Source organism: Plantibacter sp. 2H11-2 (genome assembly GCF_050031945.1).
In the GTDB taxonomy this organism is placed as follows: Bacteria; Actinomycetota; Actinomycetes; order Actinomycetales; family Microbacteriaceae; genus Plantibacter; species Plantibacter auratus.
This window is the reverse complement of sequence record NZ_JBNBBL010000001.1, coordinates 287,853-314,738: the sequence shown is the minus strand read 5'-3', so window position 1 is coordinate 314,738 and position 26,886 is coordinate 287,853. Positions and strand designations below refer to the sequence as shown.

At 70.1% G+C, this 26,886-nt stretch carries 26 protein-coding genes; 17 read left to right on the top strand and 9 right to left on the bottom strand.

Annotation, left to right across the window (positions count from 1 at the left end; translation table 11 throughout):
• Nucleotides 1-59: 59 nt before the first annotated feature.
• The 6 genes from ACQG07_RS01415 to nirB all read right to left on the bottom strand — a co-directional run bounded on the left by ACQG07_RS01415 (nt 60) and on the right by nirB (nt 10,048).
• Nucleotides 60-1,721, bottom strand: a complete 1,662-nt coding sequence (locus ACQG07_RS01415) for an FAD-dependent oxidoreductase (RefSeq protein ID WP_426736953.1) — start codon at nt 1,719-1,721, stop codon at nt 60-62.
• Nucleotides 1,718-3,871 (bottom strand): molybdopterin oxidoreductase family protein, encoded by a 2,154-nt coding sequence (locus ACQG07_RS01410; protein ID WP_426736952.1) that lies wholly within the window; start codon nt 3,869-3,871, stop codon nt 1,718-1,720. The genes ACQG07_RS01415 and ACQG07_RS01410 overlap by 4 nt, the downstream gene beginning before the upstream one ends.
• 37 nt (nt 3,872-3,908) lie before the next feature.
• Entirely contained in the window at nt 3,909-5,327 is a 1,419-nt protein-coding gene (locus tag ACQG07_RS01405) for an MFS transporter (protein WP_086473566.1), read from the bottom strand.
• Nucleotides 5,328-5,504: 177 nt separating this feature from the next.
• On the bottom strand, nt 5,505-6,668 hold the full coding sequence (locus tag ACQG07_RS01400) for a uroporphyrinogen-III synthase (protein ID WP_274499744.1): 1,164 nt from the start codon (nt 6,666-6,668) through the stop codon (nt 5,505-5,507).
• Nucleotides 6,665-7,444 (bottom strand): uroporphyrinogen-III C-methyltransferase, encoded by a 780-nt coding sequence (gene cobA / locus ACQG07_RS01395; protein ID WP_121290213.1) that lies wholly within the window; start codon nt 7,442-7,444, stop codon nt 6,665-6,667. The genes ACQG07_RS01400 and cobA overlap by 4 nt, the downstream gene beginning before the upstream one ends.
• Entirely contained in the window at nt 7,445-10,048 is a 2,604-nt protein-coding gene (gene nirB, locus ACQG07_RS01390) for a nitrite reductase large subunit NirB (RefSeq protein ID WP_425313583.1), read from the bottom strand.
• A 205-nt stretch (nt 10,049-10,253) separates the two neighbouring features.
• On the opposite strand from nirB, the gene nirD reads away from it, so the two are divergent.
• Genes nirD through trmD form a run of 3 tightly spaced genes read left to right on the top strand, consistent with a single transcriptional unit; the run spans nt 10,254 to nt 12,137 of the window.
• On the top strand, nt 10,254-10,628 hold the full coding sequence (gene nirD / locus ACQG07_RS01385) for a nitrite reductase small subunit NirD (protein ID WP_079705654.1): 375 nt from the start codon (nt 10,254-10,256) through the stop codon (nt 10,626-10,628).
• Nucleotides 10,625-11,383 (top strand): sirohydrochlorin chelatase, encoded by a 759-nt coding sequence (locus ACQG07_RS01380; RefSeq protein WP_426736951.1) that lies wholly within the window; start codon nt 10,625-10,627, stop codon nt 11,381-11,383. Before nirD ends, ACQG07_RS01380 begins: the two co-directional genes overlap by 4 nt.
• A gap of 46 nt (nt 11,384-11,429) precedes the next feature.
• Complete coding sequence (gene trmD / locus ACQG07_RS01375; RefSeq protein WP_085510627.1) at nt 11,430-12,137, top strand: tRNA (guanosine(37)-N1)-methyltransferase TrmD; 708 nt, start codon at nt 11,430-11,432, stop codon at nt 12,135-12,137.
• Nucleotides 12,138-12,166: 29 nt separating this feature from the next.
• Here trmD and ACQG07_RS01370 read toward each other — a convergent pair whose 3' ends face one another.
• On the bottom strand, nt 12,167-12,535 hold the full coding sequence (locus tag ACQG07_RS01370; RefSeq protein WP_426736950.1) for a hypothetical protein: 369 nt from the start codon (nt 12,533-12,535) through the stop codon (nt 12,167-12,169).
• On the bottom strand, nt 12,532-14,043 hold the full coding sequence (locus tag ACQG07_RS01365; RefSeq protein ID WP_426736949.1) for a PspC domain-containing protein: 1,512 nt from the start codon (nt 14,041-14,043) through the stop codon (nt 12,532-12,534). Before ACQG07_RS01365 ends, ACQG07_RS01370 begins: the two co-directional genes overlap by 4 nt.
• A 112-nt stretch (nt 14,044-14,155) precedes the next feature.
• On the opposite strand from ACQG07_RS01365, the gene ACQG07_RS01360 reads away from it, so the two are divergent.
• The 11 genes from ACQG07_RS01360 to ACQG07_RS01310 all read left to right on the top strand — a co-directional run bounded on the left by ACQG07_RS01360 (nt 14,156) and on the right by ACQG07_RS01310 (nt 23,352).
• Entirely contained in the window at nt 14,156-15,409 is a 1,254-nt protein-coding gene (locus tag ACQG07_RS01360; protein WP_426736948.1) for a PspC domain-containing protein, read from the top strand.
• Nucleotides 15,406-16,065 (top strand): LuxR C-terminal-related transcriptional regulator, encoded by a 660-nt coding sequence (locus tag ACQG07_RS01355; RefSeq protein WP_274499751.1) that lies wholly within the window; start codon nt 15,406-15,408, stop codon nt 16,063-16,065. Before ACQG07_RS01360 ends, ACQG07_RS01355 begins: the two co-directional genes overlap by 4 nt.
• Before the next feature lie 78 nt (nt 16,066-16,143).
• Complete coding sequence (locus tag ACQG07_RS01350; protein ID WP_426736947.1) at nt 16,144-16,674, top strand: hypothetical protein; 531 nt, start codon at nt 16,144-16,146, stop codon at nt 16,672-16,674.
• A gap of 186 nt (nt 16,675-16,860) precedes the next feature.
• A complete protein-coding gene (rplS, locus tag ACQG07_RS01345) occupies nt 16,861-17,208 on the top strand; it encodes a 50S ribosomal protein L19 (RefSeq protein WP_056006851.1) in 348 nt (115 codons plus the stop codon).
• Between the two features lie 76 nt (nt 17,209-17,284).
• Nucleotides 17,285-18,034: a signal peptidase I gene (lepB, locus tag ACQG07_RS01340; protein ID WP_124769107.1), complete on the top strand. Its 750-nt coding sequence runs from the start codon at nt 17,285-17,287 to the stop codon at nt 18,032-18,034.
• Nucleotides 18,034-18,678, top strand: a complete 645-nt coding sequence (locus ACQG07_RS01335) for a ribonuclease HII (RefSeq protein WP_137241867.1) — start codon at nt 18,034-18,036, stop codon at nt 18,676-18,678. The genes lepB and ACQG07_RS01335 overlap by 1 nt, the downstream gene beginning before the upstream one ends.
• A 12-nt stretch (nt 18,679-18,690) precedes the next feature.
• Nucleotides 18,691-19,014, top strand: coding sequence for a DUF2469 domain-containing protein (locus ACQG07_RS01330; RefSeq protein ID WP_071260887.1), 324 nt, complete (start codon nt 18,691-18,693; stop codon nt 19,012-19,014).
• Nucleotides 19,015-19,136: 122 nt separating this feature from the next.
• Nucleotides 19,137-19,493, top strand: a complete 357-nt coding sequence (locus tag ACQG07_RS01325; RefSeq protein ID WP_137241866.1) for a YraN family protein — start codon at nt 19,137-19,139, stop codon at nt 19,491-19,493.
• Nucleotides 19,493-21,022, top strand: coding sequence for a YifB family Mg chelatase-like AAA ATPase (locus ACQG07_RS01320; protein WP_426736945.1), 1,530 nt, complete (start codon nt 19,493-19,495; stop codon nt 21,020-21,022). The genes ACQG07_RS01325 and ACQG07_RS01320 overlap by 1 nt, the downstream gene beginning before the upstream one ends.
• Nucleotides 21,019-22,365 carry a DNA-processing protein DprA gene (gene dprA / locus ACQG07_RS01315; RefSeq protein ID WP_426736944.1) on the top strand — a complete coding sequence of 449 codons (1,347 nt, stop codon included), beginning with the start codon at nt 21,019-21,021 and terminating at the stop codon, nt 22,363-22,365. The genes ACQG07_RS01320 and dprA overlap by 4 nt, the downstream gene beginning before the upstream one ends.
• A gap of 57 nt (nt 22,366-22,422) precedes the next feature.
• Entirely contained in the window at nt 22,423-23,352 is a 930-nt protein-coding gene (locus ACQG07_RS01310; RefSeq protein ID WP_426736943.1) for a tyrosine recombinase XerC, read from the top strand.
• Here ACQG07_RS01310 and ACQG07_RS01305 read toward each other — a convergent pair.
• Nucleotides 23,325-23,849: a M23 family metallopeptidase gene (locus ACQG07_RS01305; protein ID WP_202939091.1), complete on the bottom strand. Its 525-nt coding sequence runs from the start codon at nt 23,847-23,849 to the stop codon at nt 23,325-23,327. The genes ACQG07_RS01310 and ACQG07_RS01305 overlap by 28 nt on opposite strands.
• A gap of 313 nt (nt 23,850-24,162) precedes the next feature.
• On the opposite strand from ACQG07_RS01305, the gene rpsB reads away from it, so the two are divergent.
• The 3 genes from rpsB to pyrH all read left to right on the top strand — a co-directional run bounded on the left by rpsB (nt 24,163) and on the right by pyrH (nt 26,815).
• Nucleotides 24,163-25,086, top strand: coding sequence for a 30S ribosomal protein S2 (gene rpsB, locus ACQG07_RS01300; protein ID WP_064295105.1), 924 nt, complete (start codon nt 24,163-24,165; stop codon nt 25,084-25,086).
• An 18-nt stretch (nt 25,087-25,104) separates the two neighbouring features.
• Nucleotides 25,105-25,932, top strand: a complete 828-nt coding sequence (gene tsf / locus ACQG07_RS01295; protein ID WP_064295106.1) for a translation elongation factor Ts — start codon at nt 25,105-25,107, stop codon at nt 25,930-25,932.
• 169 nt (nt 25,933-26,101) lie between these two features.
• Nucleotides 26,102-26,815, top strand: a complete 714-nt coding sequence (gene pyrH, locus ACQG07_RS01290) for a UMP kinase (RefSeq protein ID WP_056006822.1) — start codon at nt 26,102-26,104, stop codon at nt 26,813-26,815.
• Nucleotides 26,816-26,886 lie beyond the last annotated feature (71 nt).

Sequence of the window (26,886 nt, the reverse complement as noted above, 5' to 3'; positions counted from 1 at the left end):
ACCCACGACGGAGGCGTCGGTTGCGTGCAACCGGCGCCTCCGTCGTCGTCTCCGGCAGATCACGCCGGTACCGGCTCGCTCTGACGATCACCGTCCGCGACCCGCTCGAGGACCGCGGCGATCCGGCCGGTGCACCCACCGCAGCCGGTACCGGCGCGGGTTGCCTTGCCAATGCAGGCGACCGTGGTACTGCCCGATTGCGCGGCATCCATGATCCTGCCGACCGTCACGCCGTTGCACGTGCAGACGGTCGTCGAGGGGGCGAACGCATCGGCGGAGGCACCACCGATCGCGTCCGGCCCGTCGAGCCGGAGGAGGACCGAGCGATCCGCCGGCAGTTCGCCGCCCCCGTCGTACAGGAGCGTCAGCTCGGCCGCAGTTCGCGGCATACCGATGCAGACGAAGGCGGTCAGGACCCCGGCGCGGGTGATCATCTTGACGTAGCGGCCGTGGTCGGGGTCCGCCCACACCGAGACGCTGCGCGGAGCGGCCGGATGCACGCTGCACCCGTCAGCGGTCGTCGACTCGACGTCCCAGGGCTCGGCCTGGACGTCGCCGACCGCGACGACGTCGACCCGCTCGGCCTTGAGTGCGACGGTGCTCGCCCGCTCGACCGGTGGTGGACCCAGCTCGAGCGGTGGTCCGCCGGCCGCGGCCTCGATCAGGAATCGAGCGGCGAGCCACTCGGCCTGCCGCCATCCTGGGCCGATGAGCCCCGACGGGCCGCCGGGGACGATGCGCTCGCTGCGCAGCTCCGGTGTCGGCGCCAGCACGTGCGCGCAATCGCCGATGGCGAAGATCCGTTCGTCCGACCAGCTGCTGAGGTCTTCGCCGACGAGCACGCCTGAGCCGACACGGACCCCGGCGAGGATCGCCAGATCGGAGCGTGCGCTCACCCCGCACGACAGGACGAGCAGATCGCCGGTGATCCGTTTCCCGTCAGCGGTGATCAGCGCATCGAAGTGCCTCCCGCCCGCGGGGTCGTTGCGATGACCGACCGCCTCGGCGCGGCTGTGTGCGATGACCTCCACTCCCGCTGCCCGGAGCGCCGCGGCGAGCACGGAGCCGCCGCCGCGGTCGAGGTTCCGCGGCATCGGGGTGGGGCCGTGGTGGACGACGACCACGTCGGCGCCGGCGCGCGCGGCGGAGAGCGCGAGCTCCAGTCCCAGGACACCGGCACCCAGGACGACGATCCGGCCGCCCGATCGGACGACCTCGGCGACGGCGTCGGCGTCCGCGAGGTCACGCAGGGTGCAGACGCCGCGGGGGAGGTCGTGGTCGGACAGCAGCAACGACCGTCCGTACTTCTCGAGCGCCGGGAGGTCCCGCTTCCGTCGATCGACGCCGTCGAGTGTCGGAACGTTCGCGCGCGCACCCGTCGCCAAGACGAGGCGGTCGTAGGGGAGCGTCTCCCCGGTGTCGAGTTCGACGGTCCGCGTCTCGCGATCGATCTGCATCGCGGTCGTGCCGCGCAGGACACGGATACCGTCCAGGGCGAGGTCCTCGGCACTGACGAGCATCATGTCGGCGAGTCCGGTCGAGCCGACCGCGTGATCGGCGACCAGCACCCGGTTGTACGCGTCGACCGGTTCCTGCCCGACCACGGTCATCTGGATCGAGCCGTCCCTCACGCCGGGGGCGACCTCCTCGGCGAATCGCGCACCGACCGGGCCGAATCCGATCACGACGATGCGGAGTGCGCGACCTGGTCGCGGACTCATCGGAGGGCTCCGGGCGCTGTGGCTTCCGGCAGTGGTGCGCCAGCGGCCGGGCGCAGCCGCACCACCGCGCGCTTGAAGTCCGGCATCCCGGAGATCGGATCGACCGCGTCCTGTGTCAGGAGGTTCGCCGACGCGTCGCCCGGGTAGTGGAACGGCAGGAAGACGGTGTCGTGACGGATCCCGCCGTCGACACGGGCTCGGACCGTCAGCGCGCCCCGACGGTTCGACACCTCGACCATTCCGCCCTCGACGATGCCGAGTCGTGCCGCCGTCGCGGGGTGGACCTGGACGAAGACCTCGGGGCGAGCATCGTCGAGCTCGGGGACGCGGCGGGTCTGGGTGCCCGACTGGTAGTGCTCGAGGAGGCGTCCGGTCGTCAGGGTGAGTTCCTCCCCGGTCTCCGGCGACTCCGATGGCCTCGCAGGGCGGACCGGGACGATCCGGGCGAGACCGTCGTCGTGTGCGAACCGTTCCGAGAACAGCCGGGGCGTGCCGCCGCTGCCGACGGGGAAGGGCCAGTGCGCGGCGAGACCGGTGTCGAGCAGGGCGTGGCTCAGCCCCGAGTAGTCGGCGATCCCTCCGGCGGATGCGGCCGCCAACTCGTCGAACACGATCGACGGGTCCAGCTCGAATCGGCCCGGAGCATCGAGACGACGGGCGAGTTCGTGCATGATCCAGAGCTCGCTGCGGACGCCGACCGGAGCATCGAGCGCCCGCCGGCGGCGGATCACTCGCCCCTCCAGCGAGGTCATAGTGCCTTCCTCCTCCGCCCACTGCGTCGTCGGGAGGACGACGTCCGCGAGCGCGGCGGTCTCCGACAGGAAGAAGTCGCAGACGACGAGCAGCTCGAGGCGGCCGAGTCCGTCCCGGACCGTCTGCACGTTCGGAGCGGATACGACGACGTTCGAGCCGTGGACCAGGAGGGCGTGCACGCCCTCCGGTTCACCGAGACGGTTGAGGAGGGCGACGGCCGGCAGCCCGGGGCCGGGGATCGATTCGACCGGCACACCCCATACCTCGGCGACGTGACGGCGGGCTTCCGGATCCGTGATCTTGCGGTACCCGGGCAGTTGGTCGCACTTCTGACCGTGTTCGCGACCGCCCTGGCCGTTGCCCTGGCCGGTGAGCGTGCCGTAGCCCGATCCCGGCCGGCCCGGTAGTCCGAGCACGAGTGCGAGGTTGATGGCGGCGGTGGCCGTGTCGGTGCCGTCGACATGCTGCTCGACGCCGCGACCGGTGAGGATGTAGGTGCCGTCCGAGGCGGCGAGCCGACGAGCCACGTCTCGGAGGACCGGCGCCGGCACGCCGGTCACGGATTGGACGCGTTCCGGCCACCACGCGCTCACGCTGCGGCGCAGGCCGTCCAGCCCGGTCGTGCGCTCGGCCAGGTAGGCCTCGTCTGCGAGCCCTTCGGCGAGGACGATGTGCGTGAGCCCCAGGAGCAGGACCAGATCCGTCCCGGGCGCGGGCTGCACGTGGAGTCCACGACCGGTCTCGGTGAGTCGCGCGGTGGCCGAGCGGCGCGGATCGACCACGATGAGGCCACCGGAGGCCTGAGCACCGACGAGATGACCGATGAACGGGGGCATCGTCTCCGCGACGTTGGATCCGAGGAGGAGGACGGTCGACGCACCGTCGAGGTCCTCCAGTGGGAACGGCAGCCCCCGGTCGATCCCGAACGCACGGTTGCCCGCTGCCGCGGCGGAGGACATGCAGAACCGGCCGTTGTAGTCGATCCGGCTCGTCCCGATCGCGATCCTGGCGAACTTGCCCAGCTGGTAGGCCTTCTCGTTCGTGAGGCCACCGCCTCCGAAGACTCCGATCGCGTCCGCCCCGCGCTCACCACGGATGCGGAGGATGGTCGATGCGACGAGGTCGAGGGCCGCATCCCAGCTCGTCTCGACCAGCTCACCGGTGGCGTCGCGCACCAAGGGGGTCGTGAGGCGATCGCCCCGCGCGAGGAGCTCGGCCGACGTCCACCCCTTCTTGCAGAGGCCGCCCCGGTTCGTCGGGAAGTCCCGCCCGGCGACGTCGACCGGGAGCCTCGGAGCGACCCCGTCCACCGCCGTCGTTCGGGTGAGGGACATCGCGCACTGCAACGCGCAGTACGGGCAGTGGGTGTCGGTCACCGGGGCGGTGGGACGAGGCATGCGTGGTCCTTCGGTCAGGAGCGGGTGGAGCGACGGCTCACAGTCGTTGGCCGGCGAGTGACGCGTTCTTGCGGAAGTAGACGAGGAAGGTGACCGCGAACAGGACGACATACGCGCCGATGAAGCCGATGAACGCGGCCGAGTAGCTACCGGTCGCGCCGTGCGAGAGCCCGAGGATCTGTGGGATGACGAAGCCGCCGTAGGCACCGATCGCGGAGATGAGCCCGAGCGCGGCGGCGGCCTTGCGCTGCGTCCCGACGTCGCCGCTGCGGTGGTGGGCGTCGCGCAGGCCGGATCGCGCCGCGAAGACGCTCGGGATCATGCGGTACGTCGAGCCGTTCCCGACACCGGCGGCGACGAACAGGAGCAGGAAGCAGCCGAGGAACAGCCAGAAGTTCGCCAGCGGCAGGGTCCACAGCACCGCGAGCGCTCCCAGGGCCATGACGGCGAACGCACTCATCGTGACGACGGCCCCACCGAAGCGGTCGGCGAGACGCCCACCGAAGGGGCGTGCCAGGGAACCGATCAGGGCTCCGAGGAACGCGAGCGAGATCGACGCGGAACCGACGGCGAAGGAGGAGAAGTCGGGGAACTGGTCCGCGATGAGCTTGGGGAACACACTCGCGAAGCCGATGAACGAGCCGAAGGTGCCGATGTACAGGAGTGCGAGGAGCCAGAGGTGCGGTTCCCGCAGCGCGGCGGCGGATCCGCGGAGGTCCGCCTTCGCTGACGACAGGTTGTCCATGTAGCGGTAGGCACCGAACATCGCGAGGAGGATGAAGGGGACCCAGATCCATCCGGCGAGACTCAGGTTGAGGGTGGCGGCGGCTCCGACGGTGACCGCGATGGGGACGACGAACTGCGCGACCGCTGCTCCGAGGTTGCCGCCCGCCGCGTTCAGCCCGAGCGCCCAGCCCTTCTCCCGCTGCGGGTAGAAGTAGGTGATGTTGGACATGGAGCTGGCGAAGTTGCCACCGCCGAACCCGGCGAGTCCGGCGACGACGAGCATGACGCCGAACGGGGTGTCCGGATTGCCTACACACAGCGCGAGCGCGATGGACGGGATGAGGAGCAGCCCCGCCGAGATGATCGTCCAGTTCCGCCCGCCGAAGCGCGGGACCATGAACGAGTACGGGAACCTGAGGGTCGCACCGACGAGGCTCGGCATCGAGATGAGCCAAAAGGTCTCGGCCGTGGAGAACGAGAACCCGGCCGTCGGGAGCATGACGACGACGATGCTCCAGAGCTGCCAGACCACGAAGCCGAGGAACTCCGCGAAGATCGACCACCGGAGGTTCCGCCCGGCGATGCCGCGGCCCTCCCTGTCCCAGAACGCGCTGTCCTCGGGGTTCCACCCGTCGATCCAACGACCGGGGCGGTGGGTCAGTGCGACCGGGGTGACGGTCGGTGTCGCCGTGGTCGGTGGGGCGTCGGCTGCTTCGAGGTTCGTGGTCATGGCTGCTCCGAGCGTTCGGTGAAGCGGGACGGGACGTGTGCTGTCTCCGAAGCTACCGACGCCGTGTTTCGGGGCCCCACCCGCGAGGTAACACCTGGATCACCGCCTGCTCACAGGCACTCATCACCCCGGTGAGGCGGATGACCGCCCGCGGTCCAGGAGCCGGACCGGCCGCCGTCAGACGTCGAGGCGGTAGCCGCGCTTGACGATCGTGTTGATGAGTCCGGGGACGCCGAGCGTCTGGCGGAGGCGGCTCATCTGTACTTCGAGCGCGTGGTGGTCCGCGGCTGCGGGCAGCGCGTCGGCCAGCGCGGAGCGCGAGAGGACGGCTCCGTTCGCACGGACGAGGGCGCGGAGGAGCGCGAGGGAGTTCGGGGGGAGCCGGACCCGCGAGCCGGGCAGCTCCACGATGGCGCCACGGATGGCGATCGGGCCGTGCAGCGTCTCGGCTCGGAGGATCGCGTGCTGTTCGAGATGCTCGCACAGCAGCCGGATGAGTGCCCCCATGCGGAACCGCTCGGGGACGATGGGCTCGATGTCCTGGGCGAGCAGTGGCGCCGCCGTGACCGGGCCGACGGCCGCGCACAGCACGTCGCGACGGAAGGCGTCGACGACGGCGTCCTCCTGACCGAGTGCCTCCGCGGCCGTGAACAGGGCGACGACCGACGGGGCGCTCGTGAAGGTGACCGCGTCGAGCGAGCCACTGACGATCGCCTCGACGAGACGCCGCACGCGCTCGTCGGTCGCATCGGGGTCCGTCCACCGGTAGGGGGCGACCGTGTGCACCTCCTGGTGGACGGCACGGAGCCGTTCGAGCTGGCGCTCGTCGGTGTACCCGTGGAGCTGGACGGCGACGCGGAGACCGGCCGGGTAGTCGGCGACGACCTTGTCGACGAGGGAGGCGGTGGTCTCGCGGTCGCTCATGCCCACGTCGTTCAGACCGGCTGCTCGGATGGCACCCCGTGCCTTGGGACCACGGACGAGGATGGCCGTCTCGGCGAGCGCCTCGAGGAGTTCGTCGCCGAGTCCCGCGGCGTCGGCGACCTCGAACCAGCGTCGGATGCCGTACGAGGTCGTGGCGAGCAGGACGTCGGGGCGCGCGGCGATGATGTCGTGCGTGTCGTCGATGAGCGGTTCGTCGTGCTGTGCGTGTGCGATCCGCAGCGTCGGTGCGTGCACGACGGTGGCGCCGCGCCGCTCGAAGGCGTCGATGAGGTCCTGCGACCGACGGTCGCTCGTCACCCCGATCCGGAAGCCCTCGAGCTGGTCCGCCCGGAATCCCGGGACCGGGGTCGTGACGTCCGGGCCGGCGTCAGCGGCCGGCGGGGTGGTGTCGGTCACGCCGATGCCCCCAGACGTTCGGCCCGCGCCAGCAGTTCCGAAGCCTCGGCGTCACCGTCGAAGGCGAAGGCGACGACGTGGCCGATCACGATGACGGCCGGTGACCGCACGCCGGCGGCCGCGGCGACGTGGAGGATCGTCCCGAGGTCGGCCACGGTGGTGCGCTGGGTCTCGCTGTAGCCGCGCTCGATGATCGCGACGGGTGTGTCGGCGGCGAGCCCCGAGGTGAGGAGCCCGTGGGAGATGGAGGGCAGCGTGCCGACACCCATGAGGACGACGATCGTCCCACCGAGGCCGGCGAGGTGACGATGTTCCTCGTCGGAGAGCGGCGCATGACCGCTGACCACGGTGAAGAGATGACTCAGGTTCCGGTGCGTGAGGGGGATCCCGGCAGCCGCGGGCACGGCGACGGAACTCGAGACGCCCGGGATCACGCGGACGGGGACGCCCGCGCGGTGGCAGGCCAGGACTTCCTCGCTGCCGCGCCCGAAGACGTACGGGTCGCCTCCCTTGAGGCGGACGACCGCCGCGCCGTCGAGCGCGTGTTGCACCATGACGGTCTCGATACCGTCCTGTCCGATCGGGTGATGGCCAGGGCGCTTGCCGACGTCGACGAGGAGCGCGTTCGGGGCGAGCTCGGGGAGGGTGTCGTGGGGTGCGAGCCGGTCGTAGAGGACCACGTCCGCGTCTCGGAGGGCCTCGACGGCAGCGACGGTCAGCAGCGCGGGATCGCCCGGTCCGCCGCCGACGAGCGTGACCCTGCCTGGACCCGACATCTATGCCCCTTCCCTCACTGGAATGGTAGGCCCTGCGAGATAGACGGCCTCGCCGCGCTCGATCTCCTCCGTCGTCGCGGGCCGGTACTGGCCTCGCTCCGCGACCCGCGCGAGTCGCGGTTCGGCATCGCCCGGCTCGTTGACGAAGGAACGGAACCGGCGGAGGCGCTCCGGGTCGGCGAGGGTCGCCGCCCACTCGTCCTCATACCCGTCCACATGCGCGGCCATGGCCTGTTCGAGTTCGGCGGCGAGTCCGAGCGAGTCCTCGACGACGACCTCCCGCACGTGGTCGAGTCCGCCGTCGAGGTCCTCCATCCACCTGGCGGTGCGCTGCAGTCGGTCCGCCGTCCGGATGTAGTACATGAGGTAACGGTCGATGTACCGGATGAGCGTCTCGTCGTCGAGGTCTCCGGCGAGGAGCTGCGCGTGGGTCGGCTGGAACCCTCCGTTGCCGCCCACATACAGGTTCCAGCCCTGCTCGGTGGCGATGATCCCCACGTCCTTGCCACGTGCTTCAGCGCACTCGCGCGCGCACCCCGACACCCCGAACTTGAACTTGTGCGGTGCCCGGAGGCCGCGGTACCGGAGTTCGAGGTGGACCGCCATGCCCACGGAGTCCTGCACGCCGAAGCGGCACCAGCTGGACCCGACACAGCTCTTCACGTTGCGGAGCGACTTCCCATACGCCTGTCCGGACTCGAAGCCGGCGTCGACGAGGATGCGCCAGATGTCGGGCAGCTGTTCGAGGCGCGCGCCGAACAGGTCGATGCGTTGACCGCCCGTGATCTTCGTGTAGAGCCCGTAGTCGGTGGCGACCTGCGCGATCACCGCGAGCTTCTGCGGTGTGATCTCGCCACCGGGGATCCGGGGGACCACGGAGTAGGTGCCGTCCTTCTGCATGTTCGCGAGCGCCCGGTCGTTCGTGTCCTGCAGCGTCCCCCGGCCGCCGTCGAGGATGTACCCACCCTGCTGGCTGGCCAGGATGGAACCGATCACCGGCTTGCACACGTCGCAGCCGCGTCCGGTGCCGTAGCGAGCGAGGATCTCGTCGAAGGAGGTGAGACCGAGCACCCGGATGGTCTCGAACAGCTCCTGCCGAGACAGCTCGAAGTGTTCGCAGAGTGCGCGCGAGACGGCGATGCCGGACTTGGTCAGCTCCGTCTCGAGGATCTTCTTCACGAGCGGGACGCAGGAGCCGCACTGGGTACCGGCGCGGGAGCAGGTCTTGAGCGCCCCCAACTCGGTGCACGCCTCGCCGTGCACGCCCGCGATCGCGTCGCGGACGGTCCCCGCGGTGACGGCGTTGCATGCGCAGACGAGCGCTGCGTCGGGGAGCTCGTCCCCGGCCGGTGCCTCGATCCCTGACGCCGACAGGTAGGCGGCCGGCTCACTCGACAGCTCGGCGCCGAGGAGCGGGCGCAGCGAGGCGTAGGGCGAGGCGTCGCCGACGAAGACCCCGCCCAGGAGGGTCTTGGCGTCGTCCGTCATGACGAGCTTCTGGTACAGCCCGCGTGCCGGGTCCGCGTACACGATCTCGAGACTGTGCTCGGTGCGCGCGAGCGCGTCGCCGAAACTCGCGACGTCGACACCGGACAGCTTGAGTTTCGTGGCGTCGTCGACGGTCGTGAACTCCGCCTCGCCACCGAGCAGCCGATCCGCGACGACCTCGGCCATCGCGTTCGCCGGTGCGACGAGACCGGTGCATCGACCGTCGAAGCAGGCGACCTCGCCGATGGCCCAGACACCCGGCGCAGACGTCCTGCAGTCCGTCCCGATCACGACACCGCCGCGGTCACCGAGCTCGATCCCGGCATCGCGGGCCAGCTCGTCCCTGGCGCGGATCCCGATCGCGAACACCACGATGTCGACGTCGACCTGCTGGCCGCTCGAGAACTTCACGCCCGAGACACCGCCCTGCTCGTCCACCAGGATCGACCGGGGCCTCGTCCCCAAGTGCAGACCGATGCCCTGGCCGCCGATGATGCGCCCGAGGGCTCGACCGGCTCCCTCGTCCAGCTGGGCTGACATGAGCCACGACCCGGAGTGCACGACGCTCGCCTCAGCACCGAGCCGTGCCGCACCACCGGCGGCCTCGAGCCCGAGCAACCCGCCGCCGGCGACGATCACCCGGGCGGGACGACCTCGCAGGGAGCCGATGCGCGCGATCTCCGACACCAGCAGGTCCACGTCGTCGATCGTCCGGTAGACGAGGGCGTGTTCCGAACCGTCGATCTCGGGCACCGGTGCCGAGGAGCCGGTCGCCAGGACCAGCTCGTCGTATGAGACGACCCTGCCCAGGGAGGTGTGCACCGTCCGGGCCTCGCGGTCGATCCGTTCGGCGCGTTCGCCCAGCAGGAGCGACACGTGCTGCTCGTCCCAGACGCCCGTCGGCGCGAGCGTGAGGTCGATCACCGCATCGTCGAGACGCTTGCTCAGTGCCACACGATCGTAGGGACGGTGGAGCTCTTCACAGACGACCGTGATGTGCATGGTGCGCCCGGCGTCGCGACTGTGCAGGGCATCGACCAGACGGTGTGCCGCCGGGCCGCCGCCGACCACGACGACGCGACGCGGCAGATCTCCTGCGGTGGGATCGATCATCATGGGCCCCCTCGGCTCGTGTTCCAGCGAGCGTACTGACGCGGCGTTTCCGGACCGTTGCCCGCATGTGTCCCGAACGCGTCCAGGACCGCACACGACGCCCGGGCGGATGTGAGGTCGGTTTCACCTCACCGAAACGTCACGAGTGATCCGACGAAACACCCCGCCCGTAGCGTCGGTGCTCCGACGCACGACCAGGAGGCCGACGATGAGCATCACGATGCAGGAGCACACCGGGCGGACGGCGCTCGCCGAGTGGCGACGCGTCTGCGCCATCGACGACCTCGAACTCTCCTGGGGCGAGGTGGCGTTGCTCCGCGCCCGGCAGATCGCGGTGTTCCGCATCGGCGCAGATGAGGTCTACGCCGTCGACCATCGGGACCCGCACACAGCCGCGCCGGTGATGGCTCGCGGCATCGTCGGTTCTCGAGGGGAGCGACCGACGATCGCGTCACCGTTGCACAAGCAGGTGTACGACCTCGGCACGGGTGAGTGCTTCACCGACCCGAACCTCTTCCTCCAGACGTTCCGCACCCGCATCGTGGGCGGGTTCGTGGAGATCGAGCTGGGGGAGGACGCATGACCTTGCTCGAGACCGCGGTGCGCCGCCCGCAGACGCGTCCGCGGACGAGTCCGGCGCTCCTGGCCGTGTCCCACGGGACGAGTTGCCCGATCGGACAGGCCTCCGTCGCCGCGCTCGTCGACGCCGTCGGACGATCGCGTGCCGATCTCCACGTCGCCGGTGGCTTCGTTGACGTCCAGCAGCCCGACGTCCCGGCCACCCTCGGTTCGATCGAGCCCGAGCGGCCCGCGGTGGTCGTGCCGTTGCTCCTGTCCGCGGGGTTCCACGTCCACGTCGACCTCGTCGAGGACCTCGAGGCGACGGATCGGCCGACGGCACTCGGACGGGCGATGGGACCGGACGACCGCCTCGTAGCGGTCCTCGCCAGGCGACTGGAGGCGCTGCACGTGACGCCGGATGATCGGATCGTGCTCGGAGCGGCCGGGTCCACCGACGCCAGGGCCGTCGCCGACTGCGTCGACATGGGACGTCGACTGGAGTCGCGACTGCGGGTGCCGGTCGAGACGGCGTTCGTCTCCGCGGCTCAGCCGTCGGTGCCCGATGCGGTGGTCGCGGCTCGAACGAGTCGACCGCGAGGGCGGGTCATCATCGCCACCTACCTGCTGGCGCCCGGCTACTTCGCGCGGCTGCTCGAGGAGGCGGGAGCGGACCTCGTGACGCCGCCGCTCCTCCACCTCGGCGAGGTTCCCGATCCGGGCATCGTCGACCTCGTGGTCGACCGCTACGAGGAGGTCTCGGCCGGACTGTCGGGCTGACCGGCGCGACCGGGACGACGACCGTCGCGCGAATAGACTGCTCCTCATGCGCATCGACATCGTCACGATCTTCCCGACCTTCTTCGATGCCCTGGACCTCTCACTGCTCGGCAAGGCGAAGCAGAGCGGGCTCATCGAGTTGGACGTCCACGACCTGCGGGATTCGACGCACGACCGTCACCGCACCGTCGACGACACCCCGTACGGCGGGGGAGCCGGCATGGTCATGAAGCCGGAGCCTTGGGGTGAGGCGCTCGACGGCATCCTGGGTGACGACACCGAGGAGGAGCCGCTGGTCATCTTCCCGTCTCCTGCGGGTGAGGTGTTCACTCAGGCCATGGCCCGCGAGCTCGCGGCCGAGCCGCACCTCGTCTTCGGCTGCGGCCGGTACGAGGGCATCGACCACCGCGTCTTCGACCACACCGCCAGCCGAGCACGGGTCCGCCTGGTGAGCCTCGGCGACTACGTCCTCAACGGGGGAGAGGTGGCCGTGATGGCGATGATCGAGGCGATCGGTCGGCTCGTCCCGGGCGTCGTCGGCAACCCCGAGAGTCTCGTCGAGGAGTCGCACGAAGACGGGCTCCTCGAGTACCCGAGCTACACGAAGCCCGCCGAGTGGCGAGGACTCCCGGTACCGCCGGTGCTGCTGAGCGGCAACCACGGTGCGATCGCCACCTGGCGTCGTCAGCAACAGATCGAGCGGACCCGCGAGGTCCGCCCGGATCTGCTGCCCGCCGACGAGCCGGACGCCTGAGCGCGCCGGGGTCCTGTGCGTGACGGCTGTCAGGGCCGACGTCGCACGGCGGCGGCGATGCCGGCGATGACGAGGACGGCCCCGGTCGCGATGATCGCCCCGGTGATCCACCCCAGGGGGTCGATGCGCACCTCGGTGAGGTTGGTGACAAGCATGGCGCCGGCGAAGACGAGCAGGAGCACGCCCCAGAGGATCGTGCCGAAGCGCGGTGGTCGACCGCCTCGATCCTTCGGGCCAGCATCGGTCCTCGGCTCATCCGCCGTCTGCGCTGTGGCCGGCTGCGCTCTGGTCGACTCCGTGGTGGCCGTCTGATCGGTCTCCGACGGAGCCGATCCCGTCGCCGCGTCGGTTGGGGACGACATGTCCGCCGCTCCGGTCCGGTCGTCCTGCTCGCTCATCGTCCCGCCTCCGCTTCCTCGGTCACGACAGCGCTGCCGGCGACCGTCCACACCCGTACCCGTGTCGTGTCTCCTGACGCCGTTCGTCCGTACCGTGCCTCATCCTGGAACAGGGCTCCGCCGCGTCGGTCCGTCCGGTCCCGACCATCGCGTCCCGTCTCCAGGGTGCCCGCGATCGCTGAGAACTCGACGATCACCGGCACGTCCTCGGGGATGAGCACGTCGACCTCGCCTGCGAGGATCCACACGTCGATCGTCCCACCGCGCAACGCGTCGTCGTCGGCGAGCTCCCCGAGGTCGAGCGTGGGTTGGCCGGCGATCATCACGTAGCCACGTCGGTCGTCCGCATCCGTCGACGTCACGGTCCAGGTCGTGCGTCCGACCGGCAGGAAGGAGGAGCCGAGTGGGAACACCCCGGTGGCGAGCAAGGAGATCACGGCGGCCCAGGTGAACAGTCCGAGCCAGCCGCTCTCCCGTCCGCTGATGCCCGCGACGATCGTCGCGACGGCGAGCGCACCGAGCGCTGCGGCGAGCCCGATGACCACGACGACCGGGATCGAGAACCCGGCGCTCGCCGCGATGACGGCCGCGCCGGCACCGGCGAGCAGCGCCAGTCCGAGGGTGATCGCCACGAAGGCCGCTCCAGGGTGCTGGGCACGACGCTCACGAGCCTTCGTCTCACGCTCGGCCTGCTGCTCGGCTCGCTGGCGGCTCATCTCCTCCCGGAACTCCTGACTCGTCCAACCGCGCTGCTGGCTCGGAGCCCTGTCCCACGCGGTGGTGGTGGCGGTGGTGGTTCCAGGGAGCGGGACGGTTGTGCCCGCATCATCAGGCCAACCATCGGCCTTCGCGAGCGACACCGGGTTCGCGGCACCGGGGGAGGCCGGGGCCGAGCCGGCAGCGCCCGAGGGGGAGGCTGTGGGCGATGGTGCCGTCGGCTTCGGGATCGAGGCGTCGCTGGTCCACGGGTCGCGCTGCGGCGGTGTCTCAGGCGGAGTCGCCCGCCCGGGGTCGCGGCGGGAGAACATCACGATCAGCCAGACCGCCGCGGCGACCAGGGCGATCACCCAACCGGCGGTCATGGTCGACTCCAGCCACCCCGGCAGGTTCCACGCATGCGGCACGCCGTCCCACCAGAGGCCACGCATGAACGGCACGACGGTGAGCACCGCGAGGATACCGATCGCGACGATCGCCGGGTCGAAGACGCCCCGGATCGCACGCTCGAGGTGGATCCGACCCTGCTGGTCGGGGATGAGCGCCCAGCCCGCGGCGTAGACGAAGAGGACCGGCCCGCCCAGGATCGCGATGACGATGAGGGCTCCGCGCACGATCATCGGATCGAGGCCGAGCCGGGCCGCGACACCCCCGGCGACACCGCCGAGCCACGAGTCGCTCGAGCGACGGAGACCGGTGGACCGCCACCAGTCGAAGAAGCGGGTCGTCGGATCCTGCGGGGCGGGTGCCCCCGGTTCCGCTCCGGTGGGCGGCGTGCTGTGGTTCGTCATGGTCCGATTCTGGCGAAGCGTGCGGGTCGTGCCCATCCGGCATGACCCTGAGTGCACCCTGATCCTGCTGTCCCAGGGTGCCGACCGCACCCCGAACTGCTTGGATGGCTCCATGGGAACCGAGGTGATGATCCGGCCGAGGCGCCGCCTGCTCGGCGGTGTGTGCGCCGGCTTCGCCGAGCACACCGGTCTCCCCGTCGCTGCGGTGCGGACGGCGACGGTCATCCTCGCGTGCTGCGGTGGAGCGGGCCTGCTCCTCTACGTGTGGCTGTGGGTCATGACGCCGACGCGGGGCGCGGACGCACCGCTCGATCCTCGGGAGCACCTGCTCCGGCCGGCCTCGACCGATGACGGAGGCGACCTCGACGGCCCCCGTCGCGCGCCGATCACGGAGGTGCTGCTCGGGATCGCCCTGCTCGCGGCCGGGACCGCGCTGATCGCGACCCGGACCGGGCTGGACATCCCACTCGAGGCCGTCATCCCCGTCATCGTCGTCCTCGCGGGAGCCGCGCTCGCCTGGCGGCAGTTCGGCGAGCGTGGTCGCGGTGAGGGTTCACGTGCCCTCTTGATCCGCGTACTCGGAGCGCTCGTCCTCGTCGTCCTCGGCATCCTCCTGTTCTTCGTCACCGGTGACCGCCCGAACATGTGGACGGTCATCGTCGCCGCGATCGCCGTGCTCCTCGGGGTCGCCGTGGTCATCGCCCCCTGGGCGCTCCAGCTCAATCGCGACCTCGCCGACGAGCGCGCCGCGCGGATGCGCGAGGCCGACCGCGCCGAGATCGCCGCGCATCTGCACGACTCCGTGCTCCAGACGCTCGCGCTCATCCAGCAGCAGGCCGGTCCGGGGAGCGAGGCGTCCCGTCTCGCCAGGGCGCAGGAGCGCGAGCTGCGGAATTGGCTCTTCTCCGGCGGGACCGCTCCGACGGGCGACCTCGCGACCGAGCTGCGGACCATCGCGGCGGCGGTGGAGGCCGACCACGCGGTGCGCGTCGACGTCGTCGCGGTCGGGCGTGCGATCGACGACGCTCCGGAGCCGCTCCTCGCCGCCGTACGTGAGGCCGTGCTCAACGCGGCACGTCACGCCGGCGGCGACGTCTCCGTCTATCTGGAGACGGCACCGCAGCGGATCGAGGTGTCGATCTCCGACCGCGGCCCCGGCTTCGACCTGGAACAGGTCCCGCGGGACCGCCTCGGGGTCAGGGAGTCGATCATCGGCCGGATGCAGCGCATCGGTGGCGAGGCGACCATCCGTCCGGGGCCCGGCGGACGAGGTACCGAGGTCCGTCTCGTCCTGCCCGTGCACGACGCCGCGGCGACGGCGCCGCAGCCCGACACCGTCCCGACCGTTCCGAGGAGCCGACCATGAGCGACCGACCACTGACCGTCGTGATCGTCGACGACCACTCGATCTTCCGTTCCGGACTGCGCAGCGAACTCGATCCCGGCATCGAGGTGCTGGGGGAGGCCGGCGACGTGGAGGAGGCGATCCGGGTGATCGGGGAGACGCGCCCGCAAGTCGTGCTGCTCGACGTCCACCTGCCGGGTGGCGGCGGCGGCGGTGGCGCGGACGTGATCGCCGGCTCGGTGTCGATCGCGCCCGCCACCCGGTTCCTCGCGCTCAGCGTCTCGGACGCCGCCGAGGACGTCGTCCGGGTGATCAGGGCCGGTGCACGCGGCTACATCACGAAGAGCTCCTCGGGTGCCGAGGTCGCGGAGGCCGCACGGCGGGTCGACGACGGCGACGCGGTCTTCTCACCCCGGCTCGCGGGATTCGTCCTGGACGCCTTCGGCGCTGTGACGGGGGAGACGGCGGAGTCCGTCGACGAGCTCGACCGGCTGTCGGCCCGTGAGCAGGAGGTCATGCGCCTCATCGCCCGCGGCTACGCCTACAAGGAGGTCGCGACGGAGCTGTTCATCTCCGTGAAGACCGTGGAGACCCATGTGTCGAGCGTGCTGCGTAAGCTGCAGCTGTCCTCGCGCCACGAGCTCGCCGCCTGGGCGCTGCAGCGCAAGCTCCTCTGACCCCTCTGGCCCGGACCGACATCGGCCGACAGCGAACGACCAGTGCGCGCCCAGGAGCCCGGCGGTAGCCTGAGAGGCATGATCATCCGTCGGGCGTTCTACTACTGGCGATTCGCCGCGATCTTCGTGCTGCCCGCCTGGCCGTTCGTCGGATGGGGATTCTTCGGTGAGAGCGGCTGGAGCCTGTTCGGGCTCTTCATCGCCATGCCGATCCTCGCCATCGCGCTCGCCGCGATCGCGTTCCTCATCTCCGCCAGGGCCAGCGTCCGGACGACGAAGCTCGTGTCGTGGACGGACGTCGGCCTGCTCACGCTCTGGCACGTCACGATCATCTGCTTCGGCTCGTTCAGCTCGGGCGTCGCCCTCTGGGCGGTCCTCGGCGTCGTCGCAGGCCTCGCCGCCTTCTGGGGCGTCATCGCGCAACTCATCTCCGAGACGGCACGCCGCGCCCGGGAGACGATGGCCGAATTCGAGCGCATGGCCGCTGCAGCCGGGCCAGGCACGGTCCCCGGATCGGCGATCCCGCCGCAGCCACGGTTCGATCCCGGGCCGATCGACGGCGGCGAGTTCATCGTGATCGAGGAGTCCAAGCCCGACGAGCGTCGCTGAGCGGCCGTATCCACCGCTGTCGCCTGCGCCGTCCGGGGCTCGGTTTCCCATCCGAGGCCCTTTCATGACACAATTGCTGTTTGTGCCTCCGCAGTTCTGCCACAGGGGAACGCCGGCATCGGGCACACCCTTCCTTCCGAACGTATTCAGCGGTCGACCTGTGGCGGTCGCAGAGATGGAATCATCATGCACATTCTCGACTCAGTCGATGCAGCATCCCTCAAGTCGGACATCCCCGACTTCCGCGCCGGCGACAACGTCAAGGTGCACGTGAACATCATCGAGGGCAACAAGTCCCGTATCCAGGTCTTCCAGGGTGTCGTCATCGGCCGCTCCAACGAGGGTGTTCGCGAGACCTTCACGGTCCGCAAGGTGAGCTACCAGGTCGGCGTCGAGCGCACCTTCCCGGTCCACTCCCCGAACATCGACCACATCGAGGTCGTCACCCGCGGTGACGTCCGTCGCGCGAAGCTGTACTACCTCCGCGAGCTCCGTGGCAAGAAGGCGAAGATCAAGGAGAAGCGCGACAACTAGTCGTCCTCCCGGTCGCCCTCCGCGATCATTCCTGAGCTCCCCACCGGATAAGCTGGTGGGGAGCTCAGGCGGTTAAATGACAGACAATTCCCTGGCGGCAGACGCGTCGCCCGACCACCAGCAGCGCCCCCGCGGCAAACGCGGAGCGCTGCTCTTCCTTCGCGACCTCCTCATCATCTTCGTGGTCGCGCTGCTGGTCTCCTTCCTCATCAAGACCTTCCTCGTGCGGTCGTTCTACATCCCGTCCGGGTCGATGGAGAACACGCTGCAGATCCAGGACCGCATCCTGGTGAACGAGCTCGTCCCCGACGTGGTCTCGCTGAACCGAGGCGACGTGGTCGTCTTCCAGGATCCGGGCGGCTGGCTCCCGCAGACGGTCGAGGCTCCGCAGCCTCCCGTCACCGCAGCCGTCGAATGGGTGCTGTCGATCTTCGGCCTCGTCGCTCCCGACAGCGACGACCACCTCATCAAACGCGTCATCGGGTTACCGGGCGACCACGTGTCGTGCTGCAACCCGCTCGGGCAGATGACGGTCAATGGGGTTCCGCTGAACGAACCGTACGTGAAGCTCCCGGCCGGCACCGAGAAGGTGTCCGGAGACCCGTTCGACATCGTCGTCCCCGAGGGCTCGCTCTGGGTCATGGGCGACAACCGGTACAACTCGAAGGACTCCCGGTACAACGGCGACACCCCCGGTGGGGGCTTCGTCCCGATCGACAACGTCGTGGGGCGCGCGTTCGTCATCACCTGGCCGTCCAGCAACTGGGCCTGGCTCGACAACTACCCGACCGTCTTCCAGGGCATCCCTGCCCCAGAAGAGGAGTGATGGCCGTCAGCGAACCGACCCTCGAGGTCGAGCACGAACTGTTCGCTGCGGGTGTCCCGTCGGTCATCGGCATGGACGAGGTGGGTCGCGGAGCCATCGCCGGCCCGGTGGCCGTCGGCGCCGCGGTCGTCGCCCCGGCGTGCGGGCCGTTCCCTGAGGGACTCCGCGACTCGAAGCTGTTGAGCGAGCGAGCGAGGACCCGCCTGGAACCGCTGGCCCGCGAGTGGGTGTTGTACGGGGCCGTCGGACTCGCGAGTCCGGCGGAGGTCGACGAGCTGGGCATCACCGCGTGCCTCGGACTCGCCGGCCGTCGGGCGCTGCTCGAACTGCACGCCGTCGGCGCGGACGTCACGGGATCGACCGTCCTGCTCGACGGCAACAGCGACTGGCTGAGCCGGGCGCTCCAACGACCGCTCACCATCACCACGAGGGTCAAAGCGGATCGGGACTGCGCGTCGGTCGCCGCAGCGTCCGTACTCGCCAAGGTGCACCGCGACCGACTGATGATCGAGTTGCACGAGGCACTGCCGGAGTACGGGTGGGAGGGCAACAAGGGGTACGGCTCGGCGCAGCATCTGTCGGCCCTCTCCGAGCACGGCCTGACCCTCCACCACCGGAGCAGCTGGCTGCCCGCCTACACGTAGACTGGAGAGACCATGGACGAAGACGAGTTCGAAGACTACGACCGCGAGGTCGAACTGGCCCTCTACCGCGAGTATCGCGATGTCGTGGGGCAGTTCAAGTACGTGATCGAGACCGAGCGCCGGTTCTACCTCGCCAACGAGGTCGACCTCGTGCGACGCGACACGGCGAACGACTTCTACTTCGAGCTCTCCATGACCGACGTGTGGGTGTGGGACGTCTACCGTTCCGACCGGTTTGTCAAGAGCGTCCGGGTGCTCACGTTCAAGGACGTCAACGTCGAGCAGCTGTCCTCGCGTGACTTCGAGCTCCCGAAGGAACTCACGCTCGACGAGTAGGGCGAGGCCCCCGCGACCGACAGCGCTCCACAGGCACGCCTCGCCGCGCGATCGTCGACGACAGACCCACCTCTGGGTATCGAGCCTCGTCTGCACGCTTGGCTGGATGCCAGGAGGTGCACATGGCACGGAAGGACGAGCTCGGCCGACGCGGCGAGCAAGTGGCGGCGGATCATCTCGAGGCGTGCGGATACCGCATCCTCGACCGCAATTGGCGATGCCCGCAGGGCGAACTCGATCTCGTCGCGGACGACGACGGCACGCTGGTGTTCGTCGAGGTGAAGACCCGTTCCGGCGTCGGCTTCGGCGATCCCGCGGAGGCGGTCACGCCGAGCAAGCTGGCCCGGATCGGTCGTCTCGCCGGGGCCTGGTGCGCTGAGCACCGACCGCGCTCGCGGCGGATGCGCGTCGACATCGTCGGCATCGTGCTGCCGTCCGAAGGTGACATGCGACTCCAGCACCTGCGGGGAGTCTCCTGATGGCCGTCGCACGCACCTGGTCGGTCGCGCTGTCCGGCCTCACGGGCGCGATCGTGGAGGTCGAGGCGTCGGCCGCCGCGACCGTACCGGGCATGGCGATCGTCGGCCTTCCCGACAAGTCGCTCGGTGAGGCCGCGCACCGCATCAAGAGTGCGACGGCGAACTCCGGCTGCGAGCTGCCCGGTGGCAAGCTCACGATCAACCTGTCTCCCGCGTCGCTGCCCAAGCAGGGGAGCGCATTCGACCTCTCGATGGCGATCGCCTGTCTCGCCGTCGGCGGCCTCGTCCGCCGGGAGTCCGCCGAGCGGGTCGTCCACCTCGGTGAGCTCGGGCTCGACGGACGGCTCCGTCCGCTCGTCGGCGTGCTGCCGGCCGTCCTCGCCGTCGCCCGCGCCGGCTACGACGCGGTGATGGTGCCGACCGCGAACGTCGAGGAGGCGCAGCTCGTGCCCGGCGTCATGGTGATCGGGGCGACCTCGCTGCGTGATGCGGCCATCTGGCACGGTGCAGAACTGTCCGCGATCGACCTCGAACCCGTCCGCCAACGCGTCGATAGGCTACCCACGCCCGACCCACTCGATCTCGCGGACGTGGTCGGACAACCGGAGGCGGTCGACGCGATGGTCGCTGCGGCGGCCGGAGGGCACCACGTCATGATGGTCGGACCTCCCGGTGCCGGCAAGACCATGCTGGCCGCCCGGCTTCCCGAGATCCTTCCCGACCTCGAGCCCGAGGCCGCGGTCGAGGTCAGCTGCCTCCGCTCGCTCATCGGTCTGCCACCGGACGGCGCGCTCGCCCGACGACCACCGTGGGAGAGCCCGCACCATTCGTCATCGGCAGCGGCGATCATCGGTGGCGGTTCGCGCCAGATCCGGCCTGGGGCGGCCGCGCGCGCGGCCCACGGCGTGCTCTTCCTCGACGAAGCGCCGGAGTTCCGCGCCGATGTCCTCGACTCGCTACGTCAGCCACTCGAAGCCGGCGTGGTCACCGTGCATCGTGCGCACGGCAGCGCGACGTTCCCGGCCGCCTTCCAACTCGTCCTCGCCGCGAACCCCTGCCCCTGCGGTCAGTACGGCACGGCGGACGGCGTCTGCACCTGTCCACCGCAGGCCCGTCGACGTTATCTCGGGCGGATCTCGGGGCCGCTCCTCGACCGGATCGACATCCGCGTGCGGGTGCACCGGATCACCTCGGCACTGACGAGCCTCTCGCAGGAGGGTGGGGTCTCCACCGCTGAGGCTCGTTCCCGCGTCGAAGCGGTGCGGGCCGCGAGTGCCGAGCGGTTGGTCGGCACCGGCTGGACCACGAACGCACAGGCGAGCGGCACCTGGCTCAGGAGCCCGCGGATGCGGCTGCCCAGATCCGTCACCAGCGCTTTGGACCGCTCCCTCGAGCGGGGAGGCATCACCATGCGTGGCTACGACCGCATCCTCCGACTGAGCTGGACGCTCGCCGACCTCGACGGGGCCGGTAGCCCCACAGCCGAGCACTTGGGGCGGGCCCTCTTCCTGCGGAAGGGCATCTCGTGAGTGCGTGGTTCGGTTTGGACCGCGAGTTGGTCGAACGCCTTGTCCGTGGACTCGGCGGCCTGGAGTCGGCTGAGGCCGCGGGCAGTCCTAACGCAGATGGAGGTGCCGAGCACGTCTCGGAGGCCGACGACGACGTCGGCATCACCGGGATACGGGCGGCCTTCGCTCGGGCGGCCTGGACGATGATCGCCGAACCGGGCGATGGCGTGGCCGGGCTCGTGGTCGGTGCGCTCGGCCCTGCGGGCGCACTGTCAGCGGTTCTCGACCGGGTGGGGCCGACCGAACTGCAGCGCCGCATCCTCGGCAGCGAGTGGTTTAGTGGCTCGGGCTCGACGTCGGCCGATGCCGATGCCGAGTCCGAGGATCCCGCCGCGATGCCCGCTTCTCGCGTGCTCCGAAGTGCGCTGGAACGCTGGCGCCCCCGTCTCGTCTCGGCTGACCTCGTCGCCGCGTGCGAGACGGCGATCGAGGTCGGCGTACGACTACTCCTGCCAGGCGCTCCGGGCTGGCATGCGGGGTTCGACCACCTCGGTGTGCACGCGCCGCACGCCCTCTGGCTGCGCGGCTCTCCCGACGTGCCTGCGGAAGAACGCGCCATCGCGTTGGTCGGGGCCCGGGCCGCGTCCGGTTACGGCGAGCACGTCACCCTCGAGGCTGCGGCCGGGCTCGTCGATCGGGGCTTCGCGATCGTGTCGGGTGCCGCGTACGGCATCGACGGCGCGGCGCACCGAGCCGCCCTCGGGAGCGGGGGTGTGACCGTGGCCTACCTCGCAGGCGGGGTCGATCGGCCGTACCCGGCCGGTCACGATGCGCTCATCCGTCGGATCCGCGAGGCCGGTGGAGCCGTCATCAGCGAATCACCGTGCGGGTCCACACCGTCCAAATGGCGATTTCTGCAGCGGAACCGACTCATCGCCGCAGCCTCGGCTGCGACGGTGGTCGTGGAGGCCGGCGACCGCTCCGGGTCGATCAACACGGCGGGTCACGCTGCATCCCTCGGGCGTCCGCTCGGAGCCGTGCCCGGCCCGGTCACGAGTCCGTCGTCGGCGGGCTGTCACCGCCTGATCCGTGAGTACGCCGCCACCTGCGTGACGAACGCCGCACAGATGGCGGAGCTCGCCGGGTGGACCGCGGTCGACGCGGACGCGCAGGCGTTCGCCTCGCCAGAGGAACGCCGGGTCCGTGATGTGATGAGTGCGCGCTCGCCACGCACCGTCGAGGCGCTTGCGAAAGCGAGTGGTCTGAGTCCTCGAGAGGTCACCGGTGTGCTCGGTGCGCTCGATCTCGCCGGGGCCATCGAGGAACGCGAACGAGGGTGGGTGCTCGTCGGCGGACGGGCGTGAGGTGATCGGTCGGCGGGGGAAGACCACGGCGTCGGACGCGTGGGGCATGCTGTCCACGTGGACATCTGGAGCAGCATCGACGGGTTCTCGGAGCACCTCGCTTCAGAGCGTCGGTTGTCGCCGCAGACCGTTCGCGCCTACGCATCCGATCTCCGGCAGCTCGCCGACTTCGCCACCGGACGCGATGTCGAGGGCGTCGACGGCGTGACGCTGGACCTCCTCCGCGACTGGCTCTGGGCAGCTTCCGAGGCAGGCTCGTCCAAGGCGACGCTCGCGCGACGCACCGCCACGGCCAAGGCCTGGAGCGCCTGGCTCCTGCGCACCGGCAGGGTCGATTCGGACGTCGCGGCACGTCTCCGGAGTCCGAAGACGGGTCGGACCCTGCCACGCGTCGTCGGCCGGGGCCCGTTCGACGACCTCCTCGCTGGGCTCGAGGACCGCGCCGCATCGGGGGAGCCGAACGCCCTCCGCGACCTCGCCGTCGTCGAACTGCTCTACGCCTCGGCCCTTCGCGTATCCGAGCTGTGCGGACTCGACCGGGACGACCTCGACCTCGACCGGCTCACCGTCCGTGTCACGGGCAAAAGTGACAAGGAGCGGGTCGTTCCGTTCGGCGTCCCCGCTCAGTCGGCGATCGTCGACTACCTCACGAGCGCCCGCCCGCAGCTGGTCGCCCGTGCAGCCGCGAACGACCGCGGACCGACGCCCGGCGCAGCCCTCTTCCTCGGCGCGCGCGGAGGGCGGCTCGGCCCGCGCTCCGTCTACACGCTCGTCGCCCGGCTCCTCGACGCCGTGCCCGGTGGTGGTCCGGCAGGGCCTCACGCCCTGCGGCACACCGCCGCGACGCACCTGCTCGACGGGGGAGCGGACCTCCGCGCGGTCCAGGAACTCCTCGGCCACGCGAGTCTCGCGACGACGCAGATCTACACGCACGTCTCCGTCGAACGCATCAAGGAGAGCTACCGCAACGCCCACCCGCGGGCCTGAGCCTCCGCGGTCGCGGTCAGTGGGAGCAGGACGGCCGGAGGCACCTCGCCGAGCAGCAGCATCGGATTGACGTAGACGCCGTCGAGCCGCACCCCGAAGTGCACGCAGCCGTCGGCGCAGTGTCCGCCGACGCCGACCGTCCCGATCGGTGCCCCGCGGGTCACGCGGCCACCGACGTCGACCGAACCCACCACCGGCTCGATGCTCGAGACGTGTCCGTCGTCGTGCCGGATCACGACGAGTGGGCGGTCGACCACCGTCCCGCTGAACGTGACGACGCCGGCTGCCGCCGCGGCGACCGGCTGACCGGGCGATGCCGCGATGTCGATACCCCGGTGGCCGGCGCTGTACGGGTCGGGTGGCGCGACGAACGGCTCGGTGACGACGTGCGGGGGAGCGATCGGCCAGCTCCAGGCCGGCGCCGCCCCAGACGTGCTCACGGGTGCGAGGAGCACCAGGCAGGAGATGAGGAACCAACTGGCGATCGAGGTCATCATGATCCGAGCCTGACGGGCTCGGGAGAGCGAGGGCCGGTGGGCACCTCGGAGCGGGGAGACGGACGTGGTCGGACGGGCTGTGGAGCACCGTCATCACGGTGGCCTGATGCTATGCTGAACGGAGCACCTCGCTCGTCGGGGTGACTACGCGTGCCATTTCGGCCACCACTTCCAATCGGTCCTCGCTCTCCGGAGCGTGGCGGAAGTGCGCCGGGCACCAGGGACGAGGCCATCCGGTCCGTCAGACAACCGAGGCACTCCCACCCGTCCGCGTCAGCGGCGCGGTGGCGAGCGCAGAACAGGAGAACGGCTCATGGCCGTCGTAACCATCCGCCAGCTGCTCGACAGCGGCGTGCACTTCGGGCACCAGACCCGCCGTTGGAACCCGAAGATGAAGCGCTTCATCTTCACCGAGCGTTCCGGCATCTACATCATCGACCTGCAGCAGTCGCTCGGCTACATCGACCAGGCCTTCGACTTCGTCAAGGAGACGGTCGCCCACGGCGGCACCATCCTCTTCGTCGGCACGAAGAAGCAGGCGCAGGAAGTCATCGCCGAGCAGGCCACGCGCGTCGGCCAGCCCTACGTCAACCAGCGTTGGCTCGGTGGCCTCCTCACCAACTTCCAGACGGTGTCGAAGCGACTCGCCCGCATGAAGGAGCTCGAGGAGCTGGACTTCGAAGACGCCTCCAAGAGCGGCTTCACCAAGAAGGAACTCCTCATCAAGAAGCGCGAGCTGGACAAGCTCCACAAGTCGCTCGGTGGTATCCGCAACCTCTCGAAGACGCCGTCGGCGCTCTGGGTCGTCGACACCAAGAAGGAGCACCTCGCGATCGACGAGGCGCGCAAGCTCGGCATCCCGGTCATCGGCATCCTCGACACCAACTGCGACCCCGACGAGGTCACCTACCCGATCCCGGGTAACGACGACGCGATCCGTTCCGTCGGCCTGCTGACGCGCATCATCGCCGACGCCGCCGCCGAGGGTCTCATCCAGCGCCACCAGAAGCCGACCGAGGGCGACGCCCCGGCCGAGCCGCTCGCCGAGTGGGAGCAGGAGCTGCTCCAGGGCGGCGAGCAGGGTTCCGCCGAGACCGAGAAGGTCGCCGATGAGGCGATCGCCGCAACCGACGCCGTCGAGGCAGCTCCGGCTGTCGAAGACGTCGAGGTCGCTGCAACCGAGTCCGCCGCCGACGCCGAGGGCGCAGCTGCCGCCGTCGTCGCCGACGAGAAGTAATCAAGGAGGACACCAGCAATGGCCAACTTTTCTCTCGCTGACCTGAAGGTGCTGCGCGAGCAGCTCGGCACCGGCATGGTCGACACCAAGAACGCACTCGTCGAAGCCGATGGCGACGTCGAGAAGGCGACCGAGATCCTGCGTCTCAAGGGTGCGAAGGGCAACGCGAAGCGTGCCGACCGCTCCACGAGCGAGGGCCTCGTCGCCGCGAAGGAGAACGGCGACACCGCCACGCTCATCGAGCTCGCCTGCGAGACCGACTTCGTCGCGAAGGGCGAGAAATTCCTCGCTCTGGCCGACCTCGTCCTCGACGCAGTCGTCGCCGCCGGCGCGACCACCGTCGAAGAGGGGAACGCGGCTCCGGCCGACGGCAAGACCGTCGCCGAGGTCATCGCGGACTCCGCTGCGATCATCGGTGAGAAGTTCGAGCTCCGCCGCCTCGCGGTGGTGCACGGTGAGCACTTCGCCGTCTACCTCCACAAGACCAACAAGGACCTGCCCGCGCAGGTCGGCGTGGTCGTCGGCTACACGGGCGACGACGCGGAGACGGCTCGCAGCATCGCGCAGCACATCTCGTTCGCCAACCCGTCCTACCTCAGCCGCGACGACGTCCCGGCCGACGAGGTCGAGAAGGAGCGCGAGATCGTCACCGAGATCTCGAAGAACGAGGGCAAGCCCGAGGCCGCACTGCCGAAGATCGTCGAGGGCCGCGTGACCTCGTACTTCAAGCAGGTCGCGCTCCTCGAGCAGGACTACGCCAAGGACAACAAGCTGTCCGTGCAGAAGGTGCTCGCTGACGCGGGCCTCACCGTGACCGGGTTCGCCCGCTTCAAGGTCGGCGCGTAGCAGTTGTGACGGGGTCCGGATCGCCAGTGGCGATCCGGACCCCTTTGCGTGCGCGGGCACACCCGGGCACGTGGGATCGGTGACGATCCAGCCAGCGAGTCGACGGCTGTCGCGGACAGCGGGCGGCTCCTGACGCTAAGTTGTGTGAGGGACGAGGAAGGACAGGCGGATGCCGGAGAAGAAGCGCAGGGTACTGCTCAAGCTGTCAGGTGAGGCGTTCGGAGGCGGCCAGTTGGGCGTCAACCCCGACGTGGTCGGGTCGATCGCCCGCGAGATCGCTGAAGCGACCGCCGAGGTCGAGGTCGCAGTGGTCGTCGGAGGCGGCAACTTCTTCCGCGGAGCCGAGCTCAGCCAGCGCGGCATGGACCGCGGCCGAGCCGACTACATGGGCATGCTCGGAACGGTCATGAACGCCCTGGCGCTCCAGGACTTCCTGGAACAGGCCGGCGCCGCCACGCGCGTGCAGTCGGCCATCGCCATGACGCAGGTCGCCGAGCCCTACATCCCGCTCCGTGCCGAGCGACACCTCGAGAAGGGTCGCGTCGTCATCTTCGGAGCGGGCGCCGGACTCCCGTACTTCTCGACCGACACCGTCTCGGCACAGCGCGCGCTCGAGATCGGAGCCGTCGAGGTCCTCGTCGCCAAGAACGGCGTCGACGGCGTCTACACCGCCGACCCCCGCGTCGACCCGACGGCGACGAAGATCGACACCATCTCCTACCAGGAGGCGCTCCAGCGCGGCCTCAAGGTCGTCGACTCGACGGCCTTCAGCCTCTGCATGGACAACGGCATGCCGATGCGTGTCTTCGGCATGGAGCCGGCCGGCAACGTCACGGCGGCCATCCGCGGTGCCGCGATCGGCACCCTCGTCACCTCCGCCTAGGCGGCAGGGCGGCCGGGCCGAGGCCCGCCGCCCGACTAGACTGAACCCAGTAATGCAATCAAAGGAGTGCT

Coding starts and splice junctions, on each gene's coding strand:
- ACQG07_RS01415 (WP_426736953.1), bottom strand. CDS start 1,721: ATGAGTCCGCGACCAGGTCGCGCACTCCGCATCGTCGTGATCGGATTC.
- ACQG07_RS01410 (WP_426736952.1), bottom strand. CDS start 3,871: ATGCCTCGTCCCACCGCCCCGGTGACCGACACCCACTGCCCGTACTGC.
- ACQG07_RS01405 (WP_086473566.1), bottom strand. CDS start 5,327: ATGACCACGAACCTCGAAGCAGCCGACGCCCCACCGACCACGGCGACA.
- cobA (WP_121290213.1), bottom strand. CDS start 7,444: ATGTCGGGTCCAGGCAGGGTCACGCTCGTCGGCGGCGGACCGGGCGAT.
- nirB (WP_425313583.1), bottom strand. CDS start 10,048: ATGATGATCGATCCCACCGCAGGAGATCTGCCGCGTCGCGTCGTCGTG.
- nirD (WP_079705654.1), top strand. CDS start 10,254: ATGAGCATCACGATGCAGGAGCACACCGGGCGGACGGCGCTCGCCGAG.
- ACQG07_RS01380 (WP_426736951.1), top strand. CDS start 10,625: ATGACCTTGCTCGAGACCGCGGTGCGCCGCCCGCAGACGCGTCCGCGG.
- trmD (WP_085510627.1), top strand. CDS start 11,430: ATGCGCATCGACATCGTCACGATCTTCCCGACCTTCTTCGATGCCCTG.
- ACQG07_RS01370 (WP_426736950.1), bottom strand. CDS start 12,535: ATGAGCGAGCAGGACGACCGGACCGGAGCGGCGGACATGTCGTCCCCA.
- ACQG07_RS01365 (WP_426736949.1), bottom strand. CDS start 14,043: ATGACGAACCACAGCACGCCGCCCACCGGAGCGGAACCGGGGGCACCC.
- ACQG07_RS01360 (WP_426736948.1), top strand. CDS start 14,156: ATGGGAACCGAGGTGATGATCCGGCCGAGGCGCCGCCTGCTCGGCGGT.
- ACQG07_RS01355 (WP_274499751.1), top strand. CDS start 15,406: ATGAGCGACCGACCACTGACCGTCGTGATCGTCGACGACCACTCGATC.
- ACQG07_RS01350 (WP_426736947.1), top strand. CDS start 16,144: ATGATCATCCGTCGGGCGTTCTACTACTGGCGATTCGCCGCGATCTTC.
- rplS (WP_056006851.1), top strand. CDS start 16,861: ATGCACATTCTCGACTCAGTCGATGCAGCATCCCTCAAGTCGGACATC.
- lepB (WP_124769107.1), top strand. CDS start 17,285: ATGACAGACAATTCCCTGGCGGCAGACGCGTCGCCCGACCACCAGCAG.
- ACQG07_RS01335 (WP_137241867.1), top strand. CDS start 18,034: ATGGCCGTCAGCGAACCGACCCTCGAGGTCGAGCACGAACTGTTCGCT.
- ACQG07_RS01330 (WP_071260887.1), top strand. CDS start 18,691: ATGGACGAAGACGAGTTCGAAGACTACGACCGCGAGGTCGAACTGGCC.
- ACQG07_RS01325 (WP_137241866.1), top strand. CDS start 19,137: ATGGCACGGAAGGACGAGCTCGGCCGACGCGGCGAGCAAGTGGCGGCG.
- ACQG07_RS01320 (WP_426736945.1), top strand. CDS start 19,493: ATGGCCGTCGCACGCACCTGGTCGGTCGCGCTGTCCGGCCTCACGGGC.
- ACQG07_RS01305 (WP_202939091.1), bottom strand. CDS start 23,849: ATGATGACCTCGATCGCCAGTTGGTTCCTCATCTCCTGCCTGGTGCTC.
- rpsB (WP_064295105.1), top strand. CDS start 24,163: ATGGCCGTCGTAACCATCCGCCAGCTGCTCGACAGCGGCGTGCACTTC.
- tsf (WP_064295106.1), top strand. CDS start 25,105: ATGGCCAACTTTTCTCTCGCTGACCTGAAGGTGCTGCGCGAGCAGCTC.
- pyrH (WP_056006822.1), top strand. CDS start 26,102: ATGCCGGAGAAGAAGCGCAGGGTACTGCTCAAGCTGTCAGGTGAGGCG.